The organism is Paenibacillus sp. H1-7 (genome assembly GCF_022354825.1).
Taxonomy (GTDB): Bacteria; Bacillota; Bacilli; order Paenibacillales; family NBRC-103111; genus Paenibacillus_S.
Genome location: NZ_CP031168.1, coordinates 5206357 through 5231573, shown reverse-complemented (window position 1 = coordinate 5231573; position 25217 = coordinate 5206357). Strand labels below are relative to the sequence as shown.

Here is a 25217-nt window from a genome sequence, read left to right as displayed (position 1 = left end):
TTATTCATTACACTCGAAGAGTGCCGGTTAAGCTGCAGCCGTTTATTTGGATTTGATCAGCTTCTTGTATTCCATAGGCGACATCATAGTGATCTCCTTAAACTTACGATTGAAATGCGTGATATTGACGTAACCGACTTGCTCTGCGATTTCGATTACTTTGCAGGAGGTTTCTCTTAGCAATCTCTGTGCTTCACGAATTCTCAGCATGTTCACATATTCGGTAAAGTTAAAGCCCGTGTAGCGCTTAAATAACCGGCTGAAGTGAAATGAACTTATATAAAAGTTCGCAGAGACACCTTCCATCGTAAGCGGTTTCATGAAATGGGCGTTGCAATAGTCGATAGCCTCGTAAATCTTTTTATTCATAGGAACGTAGGTTACATCAGCCATCTCTGCATTCTTTCGGGCCGTCAGCAGAAGCAATTGAACAAGTAGTGACTGGAAAAATATACTGCGACCTTGGCGGTTACGGTCATTGTACTCATTTTTCATCTGAAACAACAGATTTTCCACATAATTTTGTTCCATATTATTCAATTCTACGATCCGGTTTGAATTCAAAAAAGGGGATAGCAGCAAATCCAAATCTCTCCCATGATTTTGCTCAAGAAACGTGTCATTAAAATAAACGACCGCGCGTTCATGAAGCTTGCCGCCATCCAACGTTTTGTGAATATGGTTCTTATTAACAAAAATCATGGAGCCCTTTTTTACATAGTAAGTGCGGTTTTCAATATAGTAATATCTTTCGCCTGCAAATAAATAGTAAATTTCAAAGTGGTTGTGATAGTGAAGCCGGGGCATAGCCACATTATCCGCCCTGGCAAAATTGATTTGAAAGTCTTCTTCCATGGGGTCCCGACTCCTTTGATTGCTAATAAGTTCACTGTAACCGCTGCCATAGCAAAAATAACAAACAACTTTCAAAAATGCAAGCATGTAAAATCCAATAATTGACTGCAGTTTATTGAAAGGGGGGATTCTTTGATAGAAGCCGAGATAAGATTGCTACCGGTACATGAAGTTCAATATTGAAACCTGAGGAGGATTGCTAATGAAAAAATGGCTTTCTCAAATGTTAGTAGCCGCATTGCTTTCATCCGGCTGCTTGCCTGCTAATGCTGCGGCTGAACCTGTACAGAGCCAGGTACCGCTTGCATTCCCCGGAGCTGAAGGCGGCGGGAAATTCACTACTGGCGGGCGCGGAGGGGAGGTGTATGTGGTCAATACGCTTGCCGACTCCGGTCCGGGATCGTTACGCGACGCAGTAAGCGGCAGCAACCGTATGATCATTTTCAAAGTAGGGGGCAACATTCATCTCCAATCTCCGTTGAAAATAACAGGGTCCAATCTGACCATCGCCGGTCAGACCGCTCCGGGTGACGGAATCACGATTTCCGATTACCCGATGACTTTTGAAGCCAGCAACCTCATCATCCGCTACTTAAGGGTTCGAATGGGGGATAAAATGCCTACTGAGGCGGACGCATTCGGGGGACGATACCAGAAGAATATCATTATTGATCACTGTTCTTTCAGCTGGTCGGTGGATGAAGTCATGAGTAACTATGGGAACGAAAATGTGACGGTTCAATGGTCCGTCATCTCCGAGGCGATGCATCTGAGCCGTCATGTAAAAGGCAAGCACGGCTATGGCGGGATTTGGGGAGGCAAGAACACAAGCTACCATCATAATCTGATTGCGCACAATTCGAGCCGCAACCCGGCTTTTGACAGTACGGCAGGCAATTATCACGATTTTCAGAACAACGTGGTGTATAACTGGGGCTATTTCGCATCTTACGGCGGGAAAGAGGCTTCCACCAATTTAATCAACAACTATTACAAGCCCGGTCCCGATACGGAGAATATACGCTTTCTGAATGCAGAAACCAAGGGAAGCTATTACATTAGCGGTAATGTTATGGAAGGCTACCCTGATTTAACGGCAGATAACTGGTCGGGCGTATATAAGTACCCGGATTACAAACAACTGGACACGCCGGTTTCGTTTGCTCTTAACCCTTTACCGTCTCAATCCGCTCAGGATGCTTATACTGCAGTTCTTGAAGGGGCTGGAGCCAAATTGCCGAAGAGAGACCCCGTCGATGCAAGAATTATTAACGATGTAATCAACGGCACGGGTAAACATTTGAACTCCCAAAATGAAGTCGGCGGCTACCCTGAGTATGAAACCGTAGTATCCAATGCGGTAGACGATGACGGCGACGGGATGCCCAACAACTGGGAGCTGCAGCATGGCTTGAATCCGAACGAAGCGGCTGACGGACGTTTGGTAAATTCAGAGGGATATACAAACCTCGAAATCTATCTGAACTCGATCACGACGAATGGTTCCCATAATCCGAACGTCGCGATTACCGCGCCGCAAAACAATGCCATCGTTCCAACAGGCTCGGATGTGGCTGTTACTACAACGGTTTCCGATAGTGACGGTACCGTTGAGAAAGTGGAATTTTACAGTGACGGAGTGAAGCTGGGAGAGGATTTGTCGGCTCCGTTCACCTTGGATTGGAACAACGTTCCGGATGGAACGCACTATTTGATTGCAAAGGCAATTGATAATACAGGGACGGCAACGTATTCAACGAATGTTACAATCCACGCGAACCAACTAGGGAGCATTGCGCCTTGGACGGCAGCAGATGTTGGAGCACCCGGCATACCCGGACATACGCAGCTTAGTGGTTCCGACGGCAGCGTCATTACGGTGAAATCGGCGGGGGATATCGAGGGGACTCAAGACGCATTCCATTTCGCTTATCAACAAATGAGCGGCAATATGGAAATCGTTGCCCAAATAGACAGCATTACGCCTACCGACGAAGGAGCGGAAGCAGGTCTTATGTTCCGCGAGAGCCTGGACGCATCGTCCGCCTTTGTATCCCTCGTGTTTCCTTATATGAAAACAGGGAAGCGGGGCGTAACGTTAAGCCGGACGGCGAAGGGCGCGGAGATATCGCAAATTGTTCCGGACAGCGAATTTCAGCTGCCTTATTGGGCCAAATTGGTCCGTTCAGGAGACCAGTTCACGTCGTTCGTATCTCCTGACGGAGTGAATTGGACGCTGGTAGGTACTACCAATGTATCGCTGCCTAACGAGATATATGCAGGTCTGGCTGCCGATGCATCCAAAGCTAATAACCGTGTGGATAAATACAATACATCCAGCTTTTCGAATGTAACCATTACGGCGCTGCCTACGGAATTACCGACGGCACCTGTCCATGTTGCAGCGACCCCAGGCAATGAGCAGATTACTCTTACATGGGATCCCGCTGAATATGCGAAGAGCTATAACGTGAAGCGCAGCCAACTGCCGGAAGGGCCTTTTACGCAAGTTGCCGCCGGTTTAACCGAGCCAGTGTTTACGCAAACCGGACTTACTCCTGGAATGACTTACTACTATGTCATAACTTCTGTTAACGCGAATGGGGAAAGCATTCCTTCCGATGTGGTCAGTGCAGTTCCAACCGGCACACCGGGAACCGTGTACCACGCGAATGACGATTTTGAAGAGTCGGCTATCGGCTCAACGCCGGACGGATATGCAGTGACACCAAATCCGCAGGATGCCGACCATACCGTGACGGTTCAACCGGTCCCGGAAGATTCGATCGGAAACTCATCAAGCCAAGCTCTCAAAGTATACGATAATGCACCGGGCAGTACGCAAATCGTAAGGAATTTCCCTAAACAGACCAGCACGGTAATTTTTGAAACGGACTATATGTCTCCATCCCACCCTGGTACATCCATTGTGCTTCAGGTTAAGGACGAGAAAGCAACGAAGACTCCGATCTCCATCGAGCTTCGGAAGCCGGTCTTACCGGTTCCGGAAGATAAGTACATGCTGACGTATAAGAATAAAAACAGTCAAGACGTGAAGCTCATGGAGCTGGCTAACAACCGCTGGTACAATATCAAAATTGTAGCCAATGTAGCAGCGAACAAGATGGATATTTATATTGATAACGTGCTTGCAGCTAAGGATATCGATTTGAAAGACGATATGAGAACTCTGGGATTGGGCAGTAGCATTATCGGAAGAACTCCGGGAACCGGAAAAGGGACCATGTACTTTGATAATTTCAAAATTTATGTCGAGCCGGTTGCTTCTCCCCAAGGCTTAGCTGCGATACCGGGCAATGGCAAGGTTCAATTGGATTGGACGCTTACTAACGGCGCACTTTCCTACTCCGTGAAAAGAAGTACAACAAAAGGTGGTCCGTACGAAATCGTCGGACCGAATGTTACGGCAACTACCTTTACGGATTCTACAGTGTCGAATAACACCACGTACTATTATGTGGTAATAGCACATGGAGAATCAGGGGATAGCGGCAACTCCAATGAAGTTACCGTAACGCCTTCGGAATCCGCGATTAAGCCTGAAGCTCCGGCTGCACTGAAGACGGATGCAAGAAATACGCAAGCCGATCTTTCCTGGCAGCCCGTTCAAAATGCCGCTGCGTATTCAATCAAGCGAAGTGATAATGCAGAAGGGCCGTTTCAAGTGGTGAAAAATAATGTTATGGATCCGTTTTTCCGCGATACTGGCCTAGATAACGGGAAAATGTACTATTACGTTGTATCTGCAACCAACGTTGCCGGCGAGAGCGAGAACTCGGCCGTCCAATCGGTACGTCCGGTTGCACCTCTGCAGTCGCCCAAGGGATTGACCGCGATTGCCGGAGACACCCGAAGTACAATTTCATGGAATGCCTCCGAAGGGGCAGCGACTTATGCAGTGAAACGAAGCACCGTTAACGGCGGCCCTTATACCGTCATTGCCGAGAACCTATCCGGCACTCAGTTTGAAGATAAAGCTTTGGCCAACGGTACCGCTTATTATTATGTGGTGTCCGCAGCGAACGGTACCACAGCTAGTGCGAACTCTGATTCGATACGTGTCATTCCGGTTCCAGCCAACACTTTGAAAGCACCGTCCGATATTCGTCTATTGGCAGGCAGTCAAATGGTAAATATCGAATGGACAGCCGTCCCCGGAGCCAGTTTCTATCATGTAAAACGGGCACTCTCAATGAACGGTCCCTTTACGACCATTGCTGCTGTTAATGAACTCGCGTTCAGAGATACGGCGGTCACAAACGGTACAACGTATTACTACGCTATCAGCTCTGTCAACGACAAGACGGAAGGCATTGCTTCCTTTCCGCAAGAAGCGGTACCGGCAGCTGTTATTGTTGTTGACAAAAACGGGGGCGGGGCGTTTACGAAGGTTCAGGATGCCGTTGATTCGATACCGGCGGGGAACACAGCCAGAACCGTCATCTATATTCGCAGCGGTACTTACGAGGAGCAAGTAACGATTCCTGCTACCAAGCATGCCGTCAGCTTCATTGGAGAAGACAAAGAAAACACGGTTATCACTTATACAGGGATAACCGGGACAGGATTTAACGAGAGAGCGACCGCCGTTGAATCGAATGATTTTATAGCGGAGAATATTACGTTCGCTAACGGTGCTGGCACGGCCGGTGTGGCTGTTGCGCTTGACCTTAGAGGTGACCGTGCTTATCTGAACAACGTGAGGCTGATCGGCTTTCAAGATACATTGTTCACGAATGCTACCGGCAAACGGCTCTATGTAACGGACAGCTATATTGAAGGTGCTGTTGACTTCATTTACGGGCCGTCGATCGCTGTCTTCAAAAACAGTACGATTCACAATGTACGCTCCGGCGGTTATGTTACGGCAGCGAGTACACCGGAGAACCAGAAATACGGGTATTTGTTCATCAACAGCAAGTTTACAGCCGAGCCCGGAGTGAACAACATGTACTTGGGCCGACCTTGGAGACCGTTCGCGCACACTGTCTTTATGAACACGGATTTGGGTGATATTGTACATCCTGCCGGATGGAATAACTGGGGCAGAGTCGAGAACGAAGCAACGGCCCGATATTACGAGTACAACAATACCGGTTCAAGTGCCGAGCCGAAGGGCAGGGCTCCTTGGTCCAAACAACTGAAGCCGGAGGAAGCGAACGAGTATACCGTTCAGCTGATGATGGCCGGTTCGGACGGATGGGATCCAACCCTGATTGCAAGCCGAAATCATATGGATATTACAGCGCCAACCACGAAAGACGATGCACCGGAGAATTGGAGCAACAAGGATGTGACGGTAACGCTGACAGCAAGTGATTCGGGTAGCGGAATTGCCTCAACCTACTACAGCATCGACGGAGGTGCCCAACAAGAAGGAAGCTCCGTAACCGTTACGACAGAAGGCGTGCATACGCTCACTTACTGGAGTGTCGATAAAGCGGGCAATGTAGAGGCGAAGCGTACGGCTGCCGTCCGAATCGACAAAACAGCGCCAAGCCTTAAGGTAACTTTGGATAAAAAGGTGCTATGGCCTGCGAATCATAAAATGGTAACCGTCACCGCATCCGTTTATGCAGAAGACGCACTATCCCATCTGGACTCGGTCGTCCTAACTTCAATCACCAGTAATGAGAACGATAACGACGCCGGAAAAGACCAACAACCTGATATTCAAGAAGCCTCATACGGTACGTATGACACTACTTTTATGCTTCGTGCAGAAAGAGAAGGTAAAGGCTCCGGTCGCGTGTATACCATAACCTACACCGCTGCCGATCAAGCCGGCAACATCAATACGGTTTCTGAAACAGTGACCGTTCCTCACGATTCAGGCAATCCGTAACAACCTTAAGGGCCGCCTAGCGGCCCCCTTCTATTGAATGAATAAAGAGAGAGTGGGGATTCCAATGAAAAAAAGTTTGTGTAGTGCAATTAGTTTGGCAATGTGCACCTTCGTTGCGGCAGGCTGCAGCGGGACGCAGGGGAATAACAAGGCGGCGGAGCCAGCTAACGCCGTCGATTTTAACGCACCGCTCGAGATTACGATGACTTCCAGTGCCGGTACCGCTTCCGACAGCTTTAACGCGGGTATTACAAGCTATCTGCAAAAGAAGTTCCCTAATTGGAAATTCAACTATATTCAAAAGACTGCCGGTTCGTCGATCCAGGAGCTCGTTACCGCCGGTACCGCTATAGATCTGATATTCGAAGCGCAAACCGGTGTCATAGACGGATTGATTGTCCCTGGACTGCAGTCCGATATTTCCGAGCTTATCAAAAAGAACAATATCGATTTGAGCAAATTCGAGCCGGTTTCCATCGATGCCATGAAATCACTTGCGAATGGCGGGATGTACGGACTTCCGATCAGTATGATGGGCCTCGTCACCTTTTATAATAAGGATATCTTCGATAAATTCGGAATCGCTTACCCGAAGGACGGCATGACTTGGGACGAAACGATCGAGCTTGGCAAGAAGCTGACACGGACGGAGGACGGTGTAACGTATATCGGTTTGGCGGCTTCCACCGGGCATGTGCTGAAGCTGAATCCGTTCTCCGTGCCTTATGTTGATGCAGATTCCAACAAGTCGACTTATGCCAATGAGAAGTGGAAGATCGTGATGGACACGATTTTTAAAGGTGAGTCTACGGACCCTCTGTTCATAGAATACATGAAAGGCAACAACAATAAGGTGCCGGCCAAGGATGACTTCTTGAAAAAGAAAAATTTGGCGATGTACGTTTATTTCTCAGACATGGTCTCGGACGGCTCGGCTCCTGGTGTGAACTTCGATATGGTGTCCGCTCCGACGTTCAAGGAGCTGCCCGGGGTTAGTTTCCAGCCGTATCCAACGTATGTAAACCTATCCTCCTCATCGAAGCATAAAGAGGCGGCCATGGAAATCATTAAATATTTGGTCTCCGAGGAATATCAGACAGCGCGCGCCAAGCTGGGGTACATCTCGCCGCTCAAGGATGAAACGATCCGCAAGTCAATGGGAGGAGATTATTCGAAGAAACTGAACTGGAATGCCTTGTTTTATAACAAGTTCCCGGTAGTGCCGAAGAAAGGAAAATTCGATTCGATCGGGGAGAAGCCGCTAACGGATGCTATTCCTAATTACATTATGGGGAATTCGGATACGAACACGGTATTGCGCCAAGCGGAAGATGCGGCCAATAAAGTGATCGAGGCGGAGCTTAGAAAATAACGTTAACTCATTTGGATTAGAACAATACGAAGGCGCACAAAACGGCAAGAAATCTATTACAGGTTTCTTACCGTTTTTTATTTTTCGCCACATAAGAATCGCTACTATTGGAATGGGGAAGAAGAGAGGGCCGCACTAGCATTAACAGAAGCTGTGACCCAAATCTCGAATGCCGGCGTGCCTCAGGAATTGTATGAGCATGTCCGCAAACACTTTGACGAGGGCCAATCTGTCAATTTGATAATGGCGATTAATGCGATCAACACCTGGAATCGAATGGCAATATCAACGGGGATGGTACCTGGAGATTATCAGCCAGCGGCACATAAATAATAAACTTTTTCAGGAGAATCCCTGTACATCAGATTATTTACGGGGATTGGCTTTTTCAAATAGGGGGAAAATAAACACAATTCGATGAGCGGCTCATCTCGAACAAGTCGTTCGTCACTTTCTTCTGGAAGGCGGACATTGATGCATTAATCGGTAAGGCGCGTACCGCAAGCGGCAACAAGCAGTATGATTTGGACGCTGCGCCGCGATTATGGCGTGTGGTATCCGGGGATAGGCTCGGATTTTGCCATCGCAAGATTAGCATGGGAAAGCGCATTGGACGAGAAGACGAAAAAAATCAATGCAGCATATGAACCGATTATCCTGCCTTCGCCGAGATCTTATGTTAAGACGAAAGAGGAGCAGGAGCTGGAAAAATCGAAGCTCACCAATCTGAACAAATATATGGAACAAAAAATGGCGGAATTCGTCGTCGGCAAAACTCCTATTAATGACGATACGATTAAACAGTTCACGGACCAAGCAAAGAAACTGGGCCTAGACGAGATTATTTCCATGTACAATACCGCATATAAGAGAACGTACAATGGAAAGTAGATAAGTAAATAAACCATGTGTGATCTAGAGCGAGAGCGGCTCCTTTTACGCTAGACAGGTTACAGGATAAGAACCTGCTTCGGTAAGGGGAGCTTTGTCATGTAACCTAGGCGCTGCAGCAATCAGGTACGTTTGATTCGGGACGACATACACTACACTAACGATATATCAAGGGGTGCTGCCGGATGAGATATACGGTGCAATATATACCTCTAGACAAAATAAAGCCTGAATTGTACGTCAAAACAACTAGACGAAGCAAGGAGCTTCGTAAAGTCGCACAGGATTGCATGCAGCTGTTGATCGTGAGGAAAAACCGAAAAGCCGGCGGATATGTCATTGTAAACGGAATCAATTATTACGAGCACTACAGGAGGTATGCGAAAAAGAGTGTGGTGCCTTGTCTGGTCGATGAAGGCAAACTTTCTTCAGCCTTGACCCTGCTCATGAACCGTATCCGAAAACGCAAGATGCCCTACGAGCTTCCTTACATTAATACGGATCAGATCGCAGGTAATAGCTGGTCTATTATTCGTTCATTCTTACAACAGGACCCTCGAATGAAAAAGCTAACCCGCCGGGAGCAGCTTAAGGTGCTCCGCCTCGGCATTCAATATAAGAAAACGACGATACGAGCCATGAAAGCGAAGGTGGATGAGCTTCTTAAAAAGTAACCCGTTTCTTCTGTGATGGTAATCAAGAGAGCCAACCGTGGATCACTGGTTTTCTTTTACATGGATCCAGACGGAGCTCTACGACCCGATTAGAAGCAATAATCGATTGAGCTACCAGTGGTTAGCGGTTGGCTGCACCAGAGATTGAAATAATATCTCATATTAATAAGTCGAAAGAACTATTTTATGTCGATAAATAGGCACATATACCTAATGCTCTTTTGTAGTATAATATGGATTAGTCGTCTTTCTGCTAAACATAACTACAGGTGAGGGGTAGATGGTAATCTTTCATGACATTCAGCTCAAACCGAAACAAAAAGTTAGTGTAACAATGCTTGTAATAGGTCTTGTCTGTCTAACTATCTTCATTACGGCTACGATTCTTCTTATTCTATCCTTCCATTTTAAGAAACAATCTCTGATAGATACTGCGCTTTCCTTAAATTCGTCGAATTCCAAAAAAATGAGTCTGTCTATGGACAGGTTATTTACATCCATGAGAGAAAGTTTAAAATATTCTGTAGAGATTTTACACAACTATCCGGATATGACATCGCAAGAAGCTTATGGGAAGCTGGAGCTGTTGCGAAAAAGCAGTCACTTCTTCAATTCCATCGCCATTGTGAAGGAAACAGGACAAATCCATGCTGCGTCGCCGGCGTCACTAAGCGGGTTGGAAGGAACCGTGGTTGCTTCCGAGGTAGCCAAGGAAACATTGAGGCTGAAAGCGCCGTACTTATCCAAGCCATACTTAACACCTACTACAAAAAGAATGATCGTTTCGATGAGCGAACCGATATTTGACAAGCAGGGCACATACCTTGGTTACATCGTAGGGACGATCTATCTTCAAGAGCCTAATGTGATCAGCCAAGTATTCGGCAGCACTTCGATAGATGAGAATGGCTCGTACTACTATGTGGTTAGCTCGGAGGGGCATCTGCTATATCATCCTGATATTAAGCGGGTCGGGGAGAATGTAATAGAAAATCCCGTCGTTAATGAGTTGACACAGGGACACAGCGGAAAACGGCAGGTGGTGAATTCGCGCGGAATTGTTCAGCTTGCCGGCTATTCCATAGTCCCTTCGACGGGCTGGGGAATTGTTGTCGTGTCACCCGGCCAAGCGGTCGATAATCTTCTGCATCAATTTATCCAAGGGATTCTTGTCTACTTTGTTCCAGCTATTCTTTTGCTTTTAATCATTGCAATATGGCTCTCACGACGGTTGGCACAACCTTTCGTTGCCCTGGCACGATTAATCAGCCATTATGAACAAGGACAAAGCCGTGACGCAGAAGTCAGCAGCTACTGGAATCGAGAGGCCGATTTATTGGCCAAGACGATAGGCCGTTTTCTAAAGCATATTGAAGAACACACCGATCAATTGTCCCGCGAAGCCATGATCGATCCGCTGACAGGTTTAGTGAACCGTAGAGGCATGGAAAAAATAATGAATCAGTGGATGCTTGAGACCGAAGAGTACACGCTCCTGATTATGGACATCGATCGATTTAAGACAATTAACGATACATACGGTCATCCAACCGGGGATGTGATGTTGAATCATCTTGCAAGGCTTTTGCAGAGGAATGTGCTTGATGAAGACGTATGCTGCCGGTATGGCGGAGAAGAGTTTGTTGTACTGCTTAAAAGAACGCCGTTATCTGAAGCTTACGCAACATCTGAACGCATTCGCTGTGCATTTGAGACAGACGAGAATCCGATCGGCAGGACTTGCACCTTATCTATAGGGCTGGCCCACTATCCCACTCAAACGAACGAACCAGCCGAACTGCTGAGTTTTGCTGATCAAGCTTTATATGAAGCGAAAAGGAATGGCAGGAATCAAAGCGTAGTTTATAATGAGGATAAAAAATTACTGGATAATCAGCAGATGTTATTGTAAAAGCTCTGGAACTACAGGCTGTTTCGCTTCTTCAATAAAAGAGAGCGGTTATTGGTCCATCGAACTAAAACAGGAAGGCCATCCCGGTTAAGGATGGCCTTTCATTTTCCGAGTCTATTATTCCGACTGTCCGATAAGATGCAGAGGCTCGTTGGAGCCGCCGATATGGCTGATGATCTCCATTTTCACACTGTTTTCTTCGAATCGGCATGTTAAAGTATAGTAGAACGGAGTCTCCACAAACCGCCATTCCATAACAAAGGTTGAATCGTCACTCCACTTCCCGCTGGCGGCAACTCCCGACATTCCTCCAATCGGTATCGTTGTACTCTCGATCCAAGAGCCGATTCCACATTGAATTTGGCCGTTCCCAAGTGGCTCCAATTGAAAATCGAACGTACATACAGCTTCTTCAAACCGGAAGGAGGCCGATTGCAGCTTCAGTTCATTATCCTCCATAATATACCGGTTGCCGGTGATGCTTTCAGCTTCGGAGGAAGTGAATTCAGCAGCAAGCGGCGCATACCCGAGTGAGGCTATAGCATCCTGCAGCTCATCGTACTGTACTTCATCTAACGGAAGCGGCTGTTCCGATATTCCTGGCAGTAAATGCTCCCAGACCAGGTTCAGCACGGACTGCATGTTTTTGACCCCGGATGTGATTGCAATAACGGTATCTTGTTCCGGCATCACAAGGCAGAACTGACCGAATGCGCCGTCTCCTCTATAGGCTCCATGACGGCACCGCCAAAATTGGTAGCCGTAACCTTGCTTCCAATCGCTGCCCGGGTCCTCTCCATTAGATACCTGGAAGGAGGTGGCTTCGTCCACCCATGCTTCAGGCACCACCTGGGTTCCGTTCCACATGCCTTTTTGAAGATACATTTGGCCGAAGAGGGCAATATCGGCGGGTTTTATTTTCAAGCCCCATCCTCCGGTGTTGATGTTACGGGGGCAAGAATCCCATTTGGCGCCTTGAATGCCTAAAGGCTCGAACAATCTTGGCTGCAAGTAATCCACAAGTGTTTGCCCAGTAATTGTTTGAACGATCGCCGACAGCATATAGGTGGCGCCGCTGTTATACACGAAGTGCGTACCCGGCTTATGCTCAACCGGTAATTCCAAGAATGCCTGTACCCAGTCTTTGTCAGGATGCTTATGTAATTGTCCCGTCGTATCTTTGGCATGCCCTGTCGACATGGTGAGCAAATGCCGTACGCGCATAGCTTTCAAATGTTCGTCATCAATTGGATGCTTATCCGGAAAAAAGGAGATAACGGGATCGTCTACCGACAACAGGCCTTCCGCCACCGCAAATCCGACGGCCGTCGAAGTAAAGCTTTTGCTTAACGAGAACATCATACGCGGATAATCCGGATTGTAAGGTGCCCAGCACGCTTCAGCAGCCACATGGCCATGACGAAGCAGCAGGAAGCTGTGCAGTCCTATGTTACTGGATTGAGCTTCCTTCAAGAAGGATGAAATCGCGGATGGAGATACACCGGCTTCTTCGGGCCTGATGCGGGGCAAGGCATTCGTTTGCAGCATGTCAATCGCTCCTTTTTTACAATGGAATACAAGGATAATTAGCGCTTACATTCCATTGTACCAGTTCCATTTTATGGATCAAGAGACAAAATAATAATAATCAATTGAAGTCGATTGAAGGCTTGGCACAAGAAATGATAATACGATTGGAGCCTCTTTTATATATTGCAAAGAAGCATGATGTCGACATAATAAAGTCAGTTTCCATAGAACTTCCAGGCGTTCTTATCTATGAAGACGAGTATCAGGTTGGGATTGTTAACCATTAATGCTTGCCACTGTTGCCGTCCCTTGACATTGATAAATTTGTTTCAACGAAAAACCCACGAGCTTAAAAACCCGTGGGTTTGTTCAATTTAAGCGAATTCGCGCGGATGCCGGAGCTTAAGCTCCTCGATTCCGTAAGCTCGACCTGTTTCCTCCAGACGGTTCACATAGTTTTTGAGGAAGCCCTTGGCGTGATAAGGTCCGCCTTCCTTAATAACCGTCCATAGCGGGTCGACGTCGTGCGGCATCGATTGCATCATTTGATCGTGCCACTCGTTTAAATAATAGACGGCATCCTTGCAAATGTCGCGGCGTTCGCCAGCCGCATTGTGCTGTTCGTAAGGGTCCTCGCGAAGCTGGAACAACATTTCCTTATCGAATAGATGATAGCCGTCATGATACGTTCGGACATAAAGCCAGTCACCGAATCGTACGCTGCGTTGACATACATGAGCACATTGGGAGACGACTAAGTAGTCTCTTCCGCACGATTCGCCTGTCCTAAGCGCAGCCGCATAGCTTTGCCCGTCCCAGCTGGAAGAGGAAGGGGCGCCGAGCAATTCTGCCAACGTCGGAACCAAATCCAGGTGGTAATGGAGCCCGTCGTAGACATGATCCGACTGAAGTCCTGGCCAACGGATGATCATCGGGATGCGGCAGGTGCCTTGATCGGCGGTCCCATGCTCTCCGTAGATGCCCAGCTCGCCCATATTTTCGCCATGATCAGCGGTAATGATAACGATCAGGTCATCCATCACGCCTTGAGCACTCAGCTCTTGGAACAGAAGGCCGATATGCTCATCCATATAGCGGATTCCCATGTCGTAGCCGTCAATCATTCGCCTCAGCCCGTCTCTGTCCGTAATTTCTCCCGGATGACGCGGATACTGCGGTAATGTCCGATTGTCGTACATATTGATTTCGCTTGCGCTGTGCGGGCCAATCTTGTTTTTGTGCCCTTCCAGCACCTCATCGGTGATCCAGTCTGGAAGGGGATCGTCCTCGAACGGATTGGAGAACTTCTCCGGTGTCCTATAAGGGGTATGAGGGTCCCAATAATTGACATACAAAAACCAGTTATCCTCTTGAGCGTTCCGGCGAATCCAATCCAATGCCACCGGGGTGACTTCTTCCGCAGATTCCATCCCGCCTTTGCCGGTGTTGTGCATTTCATTAAAGCCTGCATAGAACGTCCAGGAAGAATGCCGCTCCGCAAACGGGCTGATCAGGGCGGTTTTCATTCCGGCATGACGGAATATCGCCGGCAGGCAATCTTTGCCGATTCGGTCGCGGAACGCCCTATCGATTCCTTCGTGCCGCACGTCCGCTGCCGTTCCGCCGTGGCCGACCACTCCGTTATGAATGCCGAAGCGGCCCGTCATGAGCGCGGTACGAGAGGGAAAGCATGGAGCATCGGAAGTATAGTAGTTCGTAAACCGGACTCCTTCCTTGGCGATGGAGTCAATGTTAGGGGAGGTGTTACGGTGATAACCGTAGCAGCCCAGATGATCCGGGCGGGTAGAATCCAAATCCAGCAGCAGTACTCTAGTTTTGTTAGTTTTCATTCGACACTCTCCTTTGTAAGGTATAAGGTAAAGTAGTGGTTTATCCTTTTATCGCGCCGGCCATGCCGTCGACAAAGTAAATTGCTTTCATTTCCTGCTGATAACGTAAATTATAGGTATACGCTCCCTGGTACGTCTATGTATGATTCAAAGATTAGATGTATAAAACTATTGTATTTAATGCGAGACAGCTTCAAAAAACGCATTACCCATGCCATACTGAGGTGTACAATATTATGGGTCCCATATATTCCTATGAGACTTTGCTCAAGGAGGAATGACTATCCTTATGCTTACGATCTATTCCGCTTTTTTCGATAATCTAATTCCCAATTGGCGTAACCAGCTGGATGTCATAAAACACCATATATTGGTATTGGTTGTGCGCGGGAAAGTGCTATACACGTTAAACGGGGAGCGTCGAATGGTGGAGGAAGGGGATTTGCTGCTTATTCCTAAGGGAACGAGCAGGATGGCGGAGAACGGCAACGAGGAGCCGCATCAGAAATATACGGTGTTGTTCCACTTTGTTTATCCAAACCTGTTGGGGGAAAATGACATTCCTTATTTGATGAACGGGCGCATTATCCATTTGAAAATACGCGGTTTTGAGCATATTAAGCAGCGTATCATGCAATTGTATCGTGAAGGCTTGGAAAAAAAGCCCTTCTACGAATTAATCAGTCTTAGTATCCTGCAAGAGCTGCTGGCGATCATCGGGCGGGAGGCGGATGTGCTCAACATCTCACCGATCAAAGTAAAGCTTGCCAAGACGATACAGCAATATATTTTGGAAAACTACCGCTCGTCTATCCAGATCGAACAGCTGGCGGATATGATCCAGCGTTCCCCTAACTACACCATCTCCTTGTTTAAAGAGGTGAACGGGCAATCCCCGATTCAGTACATGCACCAGCTGCGAATGATGGAGGCACGCAACTTACTTGTAAATTCCAGCATGAGTATTTCGGATATTTCCCACTATTTAGGATACTACGATACGTCTTATTTTTTTAAAATGTTCAAGAAGTTTACTTCCATGTCGCCAACAGCCTTCTTGGCAAAAGGGGATATAAATTGATCCCTATATGCTGAATTTAACCAGCCCATTCCGCGAATGTTAATTCAGGATAGCCCATCTTAATATCGGATAACGGCGAATCTTAAAGCCGGATTATCATTGGTTAAATTGAGTGATTTCCATGTTACGAATTGTTTGCCAGAATAGGGGATGAGCGAAATTGCCGGCAGCATGCGATCTACAGCAGCCTTGTCCGACTCATCCTTGATCGCTTTGTGCCACCTCATAAGAACCGGACGCTTCGCCAAACTTCTGTCCTATTTGAAGGAGGTAAAAGGGGTATATGAAAAAAGTCAGTCGGAAAAAGTGGGCAGCCGCAGGGGCTTCCGCAGTACTGTCTCTCTCGGTCGTTGCAGGATGCAGCAGCTCGAGCCCGCCAAATCAAGGGGCCGAAAAGAAGGAAGGCCAAGAGCCTCCGAAATTGCAAGCGCTTACCTATTGGGTGAGTCTTGCAAGCAATGTCGCCGCTACCTTAAAAAGCTTTGGCGATATGACGGTGTATCAGGAGCTGCAAAAGAAGACCGGCGTCAATGTAAGCTTCCAGCACCCGCCTGTCGGCCAGGAGAAGGATCAGTTCAATCTCATGATTACCGGCAAGGATCTTCCCGATGTCATTGAATACGGCTGGACGGGTTATCCCGGCGGCCCGGAAAAGGCGATCAAGGATAAAAAGATTATTAAGCTGAACGATATTATCGATAAGAATGCTCCTAATTTGAAGAAGATATTGGATGCCAATCCGGATTGGAAACGGCAGGTCATGACGGATGAAGGCAGCATTTACGGATTTCCATTCCTGCGCGGCGACGATTACCTGCTGGTCAGTAACGGTATCGCGCTCCGAAAAGACTGGCTGGATAAGCTGAATCTGAAAATGCCGGAAACAGTCGATGACTGGTATAACACATTGACCGCAATCAAGAAAAGCGATATCAACGGGAATGGCAAGCCGGATGAGATTCCGCTCTTGATAAGCAAAGGAGACATGGGTGGATCTGTGGCCTTCCTTGGCTCGTTCGGCGTCAACTACGATTTCTACCATGTGAACGGCAAAGTCAGCTACGGACCGATTCAGCCCGAATATAAGCAGTTCCTCACAGTCATGAACCGATGGTACAAGGAAGGTCTGCTGGATCCGGACTTCGCCGTGACCGACAGCAAGCTGAAGGATGCGAAGGTAACAGGGAATCAGCTGTTCGCGACCGTAATGAGTACGGGCTCAGGGATCGGCAACTATACGTCGCTCGTGAAAAACAAAATTGCCGACTTCAAGCTCGTAGCCGCACCGTTTCCTGTCGTAAACAAAGGCGACAAGAAGCTGTGGAGCGCAAGAAGCTACAACTTCTCCGGCGGGGTGGCTGCAGCGATCTCGACCTCAAATAAGAACCCGGAAGCAACAGCCAAATGGCTTGACTACGCCTACAGTGATGAAGGCAAAATGCTGTTTAACTTTGGGGTGGACGGCGTTTCCTACAAAATGGTCAGCGGCTACCCGACGTTTACCGACGATATCATGAATCCGAAGGATATGTCGGTGGCTCAGGCCATGGCCCGCCATGTACGTTCCAACTTCAACGGTCCGTTCGTGCAAGACAAACGGTATATGGAGCAATACGCCGCTTTGCCGGAGCAGAAGGATTCGATCAAAATCTGGGGAGAGCCGACCGACGAAAGAAAGCTCCCGCCTGTCACACCGACATCGGATGAGAGCAGCAAATTCGCTTCGATCATGAACGATGTGAACACGTTCAAGGACGAAATGTTCAACAAGTTTATCATGGGGGCGGAGCCTCTCGATAATTTCGATAAATACGTCAAAACGATCGAGGGCATGGGAATACAAGAAGCTGTTAAGATTCAACAGGCTGCACTGGAAAGATACAAAAAACGGTAACTATAGCTGGTGGACCGACCATATACAGGGGAGATGACCCGTTCATCCCCCTGTCTTATACCAAGAGAAGGAGGGATGCCGTATGGAGACAATCAAAGCCGCAGAAGGGAGAGTCGTCAAGTCGAGCCGTTCCGGGCAGAGCCTGTGGGTAACGATCGGCCGCGATTTAAAGCGCAACAAGCTGTTGTATCTGATGGTGCTGCCCGTTATCGCGTATTATCTGATCTTTGACTACGGACCGATGTACGGACTGCAAATCGCATTTAAAGACTTCAGTCTGGGAGACGGCATCTGGAACAGCCGTTGGGTTGGCTTCGAGCATTTTGTTGAATTTTTTAACAGCTATTATTTTTGGAGACTTATCCGCAACACGCTTCTGCTCAATGTATATGAGCTGATTTTCGGATTTCCGGCACCGATCATTCTGGCGCTGCTGCTGAATGAATTGCGCCGGCAATATTTCAAAAGAATTGTTCAGACAGTCACGTATTTGCCGCACTTCATCTCGGTTGTCGTCATCGTCGGGATGCTGGTAGACTTTTTGGCCAGGGACGGGGTTGTGAATCAATTGCTCTCCGCGTTCGGCATAGCATCAAAGTCGTATTTATCCGAGCCGGACTGGTTTCGTTTTATTTATGTGTCTTCAGGCATTTGGCAGCAGGTCGGATGGGGATCCATTATTTATTTGGCGGCGCTGTCGAATATCGATCCTACCTTGTATGAGGCGGCAAAAGTCGATGGAGCAGGCCGGTGGAAGCAAATGGTGCATATTACGATCCCGGGAATTATGCCCACCATCATTATTTTATTAATTTTGAAAATGGGGTCGATGATGTCCGTGGGCAGCGAGAAAATATTGCTCATGTACAATCCGCTCACCTACGATACGGCTGACGTCATTTCTACCTTCGTATACCGCAAAGGGATTCTGGAAGCAAGCTACAGCTATACGACCGCCGTAGGTTTATTTAACGCCGTGATTGCTTTTTCCCTGCTTATCCTCTCGAACAGCATAAGCAAGCGGGTAAGCGAGACTAAACTATGGTGATGGGGGGGCAGCTGGATGGATAAACCGACTTTGGGCGAAAAAACTTTTGATGTGCTTAACACGGTTTTTATGATCGTTCTTTGCTTCTTGACGCTGTACCCGTTTTTGTACGTAGCCTTTTCATCCTTGAGCGATCCGGGGCTGCTGGCGCAGCATCGCGGCTTGCTCTGGAAGCCTTACGGCTTTAGCCTGGATGCTTACAAAGCGGTCTTTGCCAATCCGAACATATTGAGCGGTTATGGCAATACGCTGTTCTATGTGGTTGTCGGGACCGCATTTAATCTGCTGATGACCGCGCTTGGGGCTTATTTTCTCTCCAGGCGGAACGTCTTCTTCAAAAATGCGATTATGTTCATGATCGTCGTCACGATGTTCTTCCAGGGCGGACTCATCCCTACGTACCTTCTGGTCAGCAACCTGGGGCTTGTTGATACGCCATGGGCCATGATTATACCCGGAGCGATTAACACATGGAATCTGATTATTATGCGCACCTCGTTCCAGGCTGTTCCGATAAGTCTGGAGGAATCGGCGAAGATGGACGGGGCGAGCGAATGGACCGTCATGTGGCGGATTATTCTTCCGCTGTCGATCCCGGTTATGGCCGTTATGGTGTTGTTCTACGCCGTAGCCCACTGGAATGCCTGGTTCAATGCGATGATTTATTTGCGCGATAGAGAGTTATATCCGCTGCAGCTGATATTGCGGGAGATTCTCATTACGAACAGCACGGACAACATGACGACGAATGCTTCCGGTGTAGATAAAATGCCGATAGGGGAAGCGATCAAGTACGCGACGATTATGGTTGCTACCCTTCCGATCCTGGTGCTGTATCCGTTCCTGCAAAAATATTTTGTTAAGGGCGTCATGATCGGAGCGTTGAAGGAATAAATGACAAAGAAGCAGGAAAACGGGACAGACTTCCAGAATAAGTTGTTATGAAGAACGAACTCGTAAGAGGTGAGAGATGGTGCGAATCAAAAGCAAACCTCTTGGAAGTGCCTTCACAACGCTTGTTCTGTCTTATCTGGCCGTCTTCCTGCTTCCTATTGTTCTCGGATCGATTCTGTATACGAAGACCGTTACGATTATGACCGATAATGCGAACCGGGCGAACTTGGCCATGCTCGAGCAGCTCCGTCAAGTAATGGACAGCAAGCTTAAGGATGTCCAGCAGATGTCGCAGCAAATAGCGTTGAATCCCCGTATGCAGTGGCTAATGAACAACACGGATACGACGAATTCCGCCGATGCTTACAAGTTCGTTGAATTTGTGTCGGACCATATGTCTCGCTACCAAAATGTAAGCGATCTCATACAAGGCTATTACGTGTATTTCAGCTCGAGCAATACGGTGCTGATGCCGACAGCCAAAACAACGCCGGAAGTACTCTATGAGCGTTTGTACCATCCGGTTGGAACCAGCTTCGATGCTTGGCGGGGCCAACTGCTAAGCAGTCCTCATTATCAGGATTATGTTCCCGTCAGCTACGAGACGCCGAACGGCAAGCTGGATACGATAACCTACATGCAGACCCTGCCTTTGGGGGAAACGACCGATATCCGCGGTGCGCTTGTGATTATGCTTGATATGAATCAAGTTCGCAGCATGCTCGCTAAAATCGAATCCGCCTACCAGAGCTCCGTCTATATTCTGGACCGGAAAGACCGCCTGATTGCCGGCGACGGCGATGGAGGCCTGTCTCTCCCGTGGGATCAGATCGGTCAAGACGTGCAGACCAAGGGCATTCCCTACGAATATCGGGATCAAGGCAAGGACATGATGCTGTCCTATACCGTATCCGATCAGAACGGCTGGAAGTACATTCATATTATGCCGAAGCAAGTCTACTTGGAGCGGGTCTATACGCTGAAAAACTGGATGATCACGCTGCTTTTGATTTGCTTGGTCGGCGGGGGAGCGGCGATCGCCTTTTGGGTGCATCGCAATTACGCTCCGCTGCAGGGTGTGGTGCGCGTTCTGCAAAATAAGAAGCCGATGCGCGCGGTACTCCCGTCCAATGAGTACGAATTTATCCGGGAAGCGATTCAAATGACGATGCACGAAGAGCGGGAGCTCCGGGGGATCTTATCCCGTCAAGCTCCGGTTATTCAGGCAAGCTTTCTGTCGCGCCTCATCCGCGGTCATGTAGATGCGTCACGGTTGACCGATGAATCGCTGCAGTTTATGGATATCCGGCTGATCTCCGACCGGTTCGCCGTGATTCTAATCGACATTGCCGATTTCAGCCGGTTCAGCGCCGATCAATCCGAACGGCAGTGGGCTTTGATTCGGTTTGTCATTTCCAATATCGGCAATGAATTGATTCGCGAGCGCCAATGGGGATATGCGATAGAGCTGGATCAGAACCGGGTAGCCCTTCTTGTCAACATCGCCGGAGAACAGCTTGAGGAAGCGGATCAGGAGCTTAGTATTATTGCCGTTCAGCTCAAGCATATGGTGGAGGAGCGCTTCAAGACCTATGTAACTCTTGCTATCGGGGGGATCTACGCAGGGGTGGAGCGGGCGTGCGAATCGTATTTCGAAGCGCTTCAAGCACTGGATTACAAAATGTACAGAGGGCACAGCAGCATTATTCGTTACTGTGAAATAGCGGTATCGGACCGCCATTATTTTTATCCCATTGAAACGGAAATTCAGCTGATCAACTTCACCAAGAGCGGAGATGCGGACAATGTCGATAGGCTCATCGGCAACCTGTTTCACGCGCATTTCAGAGAACGGCGGATGACCCCGGAATTGGGACGAAGCTTGTTTACCAATATGGTGAGCACGCTTTGGAAGATCATGAACCCGATGGATCCATTATACAATGAGGTATTCGGGGAAGGGTTCGATCCGCTGAAGGAGCTGTCCGGGTGTCCGACGGTAGAAGAGATGAAGGTCAAGATCAGCGACTGGTTTCTCACCCTCTCCCATTATTTGAACGCGGGGCGCAGCAATCACGGACGACAGCTGTCCGAACGGATTATCCGGTACATCGAGCAGCACTACGGCGACGACATGCTCAGTTTGACGGCCATTGCCGATCAATTCGAATTAACCCCGCAATATTTGTCCGCCTTCTTCAAGAAACAAACAGGAGTGAACTTGACCGATTATTTGACAAGAGTACGGATCGACGAGGCGAAGAAATTAATGCAGGACAAGAAGCTGACGTTCACGCAAATCGCCAATAAAGTGGGATATGCCAACGATATCGGGTTTATTCGGGTCTTTAAAAAGTATGAGGGAACGACGCCGGGCAAATACCGCGAATCGCTGTAACGAAATCGCGGTTCACCGTTTCTGCTGCGGAGGAGAACCGTCGAGGTGCGTCTAATCGAATCCCTGAGAAAAATGAAGCGGCCGGCAAAGAAATTAAAGCCAAGCTCGGCGATAACGTCACCGTGTCGGTGTTCGAGACGAACACGAAAGACTTCTATGTATTCGGCGACAAATGGGCTCGCGGCACCGAGATTCTGTATCAGGCGATGGGGCTGTCAATGCCGGATAAAATCAAGAGCGACGCGCTTGGACCCGGCTTCTACAAGCTTTCTCAAGAGGTTCTGCCGCAATATGCCGGAGACTACATTGTTCTTAGCAGAAATTTGGATGCCGATGCCGCTTTCAAGGATTCAGCGATCTGGAAGAACATCCCGGCTGTCAAGAATCAACGTGTCATTGAGATTGAGACCAAAGCATCCAGCTATAGCGATCCGATAACGCTAGAGTATTTACTGGGTATTTTCAAAAAAGGCTTTTTGGGCAAAGAATAGACTGCAATGAGATAGTAACAAACATGAATTGTTACAAGAATCGGATCTGGTCTGTGTCATTATACAGACTTGATCCGTTTTTTTATTTGTTGGGAGCAAAATAGTACTATTTGACATGAAATTCTAACCATGGAATATTCTTCTTTTAGCTTTTCCTCCTATAATTGAATTAAAAGCGCTTTCAAAGTGAATGGAGGACAAATTTCCGATGATTCGACTTGGAGCTGGAATGATCTCAATCTTCATGACATGCCTTGTATTCGCCGGTTGCGGACCCGCGACTTCGCTTGAAGTCACGGATTCCAAGAACGCGGAAGTCAAAGATTCGTTAGTTGATGTTTCCCGACCTGTCACTCTCAAGGTTTTTCGCGGTGCTTCCCTGAGCGATGACCTATTCCAGACTTTGATTGTCGAACCTATGGCCCAAAAATATCCGAATATTACGATTGAACTGCAAAACGGCAAACTGGAAGATTTGATCACCGCAGGAGACCCTCCGGATGTGCTGACCTACGTGCTCAATAACGTACCGTCATTAAAAAATCTGGATTTAATCGAAGATATGACGCCTCTTCTCAAGAAACACAATGTCGACTTAGGCCGCTTCGATCCGGCGTATCTGGATGCATTACGTGTGATGTCTGATAAAGGAGAATTGTATGCGCTTCCGTATTTCGCACAAACTTACGCTTTGTTCTACAACAAAGATTTGTTTGACAAGTTCGGCGTCCCCTACCCCAAGGACGGAATGACATGGGAAGAAGCGACGGAGCTCGGCAGAATCATGACACGGATGGACAACGGCCAGCAATACCAAGGACTGAATATCGAGAAAATTACCCGCATCTCATTTCCATGGTCACCTACTCTAATCGAGAAGGACAAAGCCACTCAAAAAGACAGAGCCAATGTGAATAACGATACCTGGAAGGAAATATTCAATTTAGGCTACCGTATTCAGACGATTCCGGGTAACTTCCCTAACAAAGATTTTTACAAAGGCGAAGTAGCCATGTTCGCTATGGTTGGCGATGCCTTCCAAAATATTAAGAAATCGGTCGAAGGGCAGATATTTCGGGTGGGGGTAGCGCAATATCCAAGCTACAAGGAGCTGCCCGACAAGTATGGCATGGTCGATGAGCACGTCGTGCTTGTGCCGAAGACAAGCCGAAACAAGGATGCGGCTATGAAGGTAATCGAAGTGATGATCTCCGACGAAGTACAGATGAAGGCGGCGAAACATTATGCCCGCTTATCGCCGCTTAAGGATCCGGAGCTGCAAAAACAATTCGGCGCAGAGTATCTGAAGGATGTCAATGTACAATCGATCTTTAAAAGCCGCCCCGCTCCCGGCATTGCCTTCCACCGATATTACGCGGATGCCCGCAAGCTTCTGGATGCCGAATATGCCGAGGTATTGTCCGGACAAAAAGATGTCAACACCGCATTGAGGGTGCTCGATGAGAAAATCAACAAAATGCTTGATGAAAAAATGGCTCAGTAGCAATACCCTAGGGACGTTAATCGCAGCCTTACCAAGCGCATTACAAGACGAACTGAGAAGGCGGTACCTTGTAATATTTCTTAAACGACTTTGAAAAGCTGAAGGGATCAGGGTAACCGAGCATGCCCGCGATCTGCTGGATCGTGTATCGTTTACTGTACAGCAGCTCGCGGGCATGGTTCATTTTCAACTGGTAGATGTACAGACCCGGCGTAACGCCAAGAGCTTGTTTGAAATAGTTAATGAAATACTTCTCCGACATGCCTGCCAGCTCGGCCAGCTCACCAATGCGCAGCGGTTGATGCAGACGCTCATGGATAAAATCGAATACAGGCTGAAGCGTCTCCAGATTCGCACTCCGCTTGCGGCGGGGCGCATGACTCGTAAAGCCCCCTCGATATTCTCCATGCCCGTAGCATTCTATGATCTTGGCAATGAGGATCGTGAGGCAGCCCTTCAATCGGATTCCGGACATGGGAGCTTCCCGTTTGTATTGCTCATAAGTTTCCAGGAACAAGCGGATTTCCTCTTGGACTAGCGAGCTCCCAATAACTCCCGCCAGCTCAAAATGCTCTAGAATTCGATGATGATTCCCGAGCCCGAAATCAAAGTGAGTATAAGTGAACCTGCAGCTGGCGTCCAAGTTTCTTGCCGTATAAGCCACCTTGGGACTGAACAGAACCAGATCTCCTCCCGAAGCCAAGTGGACCTGATCGTGAATAACGATTTCAATCTTCCCTTCGTGGAGGTACCATAGGTCGTAATCCACATGCTGCTTGTTCTCTACCCATCCTAGGGGGTGAATGACTTCCCGGCTGGCGAAAATGTGGAGCATGACATGCTCTGCCAGCTCATTGAAAATATTCAAGCTGCTCATGGCAATACCCTCCCCGTACTTTAATACATAGTAATGATAAATCCATTATATCATAAGGAACTAGCAGGATATGAAAACCT

16 protein-coding genes and 1 pseudogene are annotated in these 25217 nt (G+C 48.1%); 13 read left to right on the top strand and 4 right to left on the bottom strand.

Annotation, left to right across the window (positions count from 1 at the left end):
• Nucleotides 1–42: 42 nt before the first annotated feature.
• The gene (locus tag DVH26_RS23020) at nt 43–855 is read right to left on the bottom strand and encodes an AraC family transcriptional regulator (RefSeq protein ID WP_239625837.1); all 813 of its coding nucleotides are present in this window, start codon (nt 853–855) and stop codon (nt 43–45) included.
• A 202-nt stretch (nt 856–1057) separates the two neighbouring features.
• Here DVH26_RS23020 and DVH26_RS23015 point away from each other — a divergent pair, with 202 nt between their 5' ends.
• The 6 genes and pseudogenes from DVH26_RS23015 (at nt 1058) to DVH26_RS22990 (ending at nt 11570) form a co-directional block, all read left to right on the top strand.
• Nucleotides 1058–6721: a pectinesterase family protein gene (locus DVH26_RS23015; RefSeq protein ID WP_239625834.1), complete on the top strand. Its 5664-nt coding sequence runs from the start codon at nt 1058–1060 to the stop codon at nt 6719–6721.
• A gap of 64 nt (nt 6722–6785) precedes the next feature.
• The gene (locus DVH26_RS23010) at nt 6786–8093 is read left to right on the top strand and encodes an ABC transporter substrate-binding protein (RefSeq protein ID WP_239625832.1); all 1308 of its coding nucleotides are present in this window, start codon (nt 6786–6788) and stop codon (nt 8091–8093) included.
• Between the two features lie 117 nt (nt 8094–8210).
• Nucleotides 8211–8426, top strand: a pseudogene (locus tag DVH26_RS23005) (carboxymuconolactone decarboxylase family protein); the annotation flags it as partial.
• Between the two features lie 186 nt (nt 8427–8612).
• On the top strand, nt 8613–8984 hold the full coding sequence (locus DVH26_RS23000) for a type 2 periplasmic-binding domain-containing protein (protein WP_239625830.1): 372 nt from the start codon (nt 8613–8615) through the stop codon (nt 8982–8984).
• Nucleotides 8985–9169: 185 nt separating this feature from the next.
• Nucleotides 9170–9658: a hypothetical protein gene (locus DVH26_RS22995; RefSeq protein WP_239625828.1), complete on the top strand. Its 489-nt coding sequence runs from the start codon at nt 9170–9172 to the stop codon at nt 9656–9658.
• Nucleotides 9659–9938: 280 nt separating this feature from the next.
• On the top strand, nt 9939–11570 hold the full coding sequence (locus DVH26_RS22990; RefSeq protein WP_239625826.1) for a sensor domain-containing diguanylate cyclase: 1632 nt from the start codon (nt 9939–9941) through the stop codon (nt 11568–11570).
• 117 nt (nt 11571–11687) lie between these two features.
• Here the strand turns inward: DVH26_RS22990 and DVH26_RS22985 are convergent, their stop codons facing one another.
• Together DVH26_RS22985 and DVH26_RS22980 are read right to left on the bottom strand one after the other, a co-directional pair.
• Entirely contained in the window at nt 11688–13118 is a 1431-nt protein-coding gene (locus DVH26_RS22985) for a serine hydrolase domain-containing protein (protein WP_239625824.1), read from the bottom strand.
• 356 nt (nt 13119–13474) lie between these two features.
• The gene (locus tag DVH26_RS22980; RefSeq protein WP_239625822.1) at nt 13475–14950 is read right to left on the bottom strand and encodes a sulfatase family protein; all 1476 of its coding nucleotides are present in this window, start codon (nt 14948–14950) and stop codon (nt 13475–13477) included.
• Nucleotides 14951–15239: 289 nt separating this feature from the next.
• Here DVH26_RS22980 and DVH26_RS22975 point away from each other — a divergent pair, with 289 nt between their 5' ends.
• From DVH26_RS22975 to DVH26_RS22945, 7 genes are all read left to right on the top strand, one after another.
• Nucleotides 15240–16031, top strand: coding sequence for a helix-turn-helix domain-containing protein (locus DVH26_RS22975; RefSeq protein ID WP_239625820.1), 792 nt, complete (start codon nt 15240–15242; stop codon nt 16029–16031).
• A gap of 283 nt (nt 16032–16314) precedes the next feature.
• The gene (locus tag DVH26_RS22970) at nt 16315–17925 is read left to right on the top strand and encodes an extracellular solute-binding protein (protein ID WP_239625818.1); all 1611 of its coding nucleotides are present in this window, start codon (nt 16315–16317) and stop codon (nt 17923–17925) included.
• An 82-nt stretch (nt 17926–18007) separates the two neighbouring features.
• A complete protein-coding gene (locus DVH26_RS22965) occupies nt 18008–18973 on the top strand; it encodes an ABC transporter permease (protein WP_239625815.1) in 966 nt (321 codons plus the stop codon).
• 15 nt (nt 18974–18988) lie between these two features.
• Entirely contained in the window at nt 18989–19867 is an 879-nt protein-coding gene (locus tag DVH26_RS22960) for a carbohydrate ABC transporter permease (RefSeq protein ID WP_239625812.1), read from the top strand.
• A gap of 76 nt (nt 19868–19943) precedes the next feature.
• On the top strand, nt 19944–22265 hold the full coding sequence (locus DVH26_RS22955) for a helix-turn-helix domain-containing protein (RefSeq protein WP_239625810.1): 2322 nt from the start codon (nt 19944–19946) through the stop codon (nt 22263–22265).
• The gene (locus DVH26_RS22950) at nt 22247–22756 is read left to right on the top strand and encodes an ABC transporter substrate-binding protein (RefSeq protein WP_481857616.1); all 510 of its coding nucleotides are present in this window, start codon (nt 22247–22249) and stop codon (nt 22754–22756) included. Before DVH26_RS22955 ends, DVH26_RS22950 begins: the two co-directional genes overlap by 19 nt.
• Before the next feature lie 208 nt (nt 22757–22964).
• Nucleotides 22965–24260, top strand: coding sequence for an ABC transporter substrate-binding protein (locus tag DVH26_RS22945; protein ID WP_239625806.1), 1296 nt, complete (start codon nt 22965–22967; stop codon nt 24258–24260).
• Nucleotides 24261–24300: 40 nt separating this feature from the next.
• Here DVH26_RS22945 and DVH26_RS22940 read toward each other — a convergent pair whose 3' ends face one another.
• A complete protein-coding gene (locus DVH26_RS22940) occupies nt 24301–25137 on the bottom strand; it encodes a helix-turn-helix domain-containing protein (protein WP_239625804.1) in 837 nt (278 codons plus the stop codon).
• Between the last annotated feature and the right edge of the window lie 80 nt (nt 25138–25217).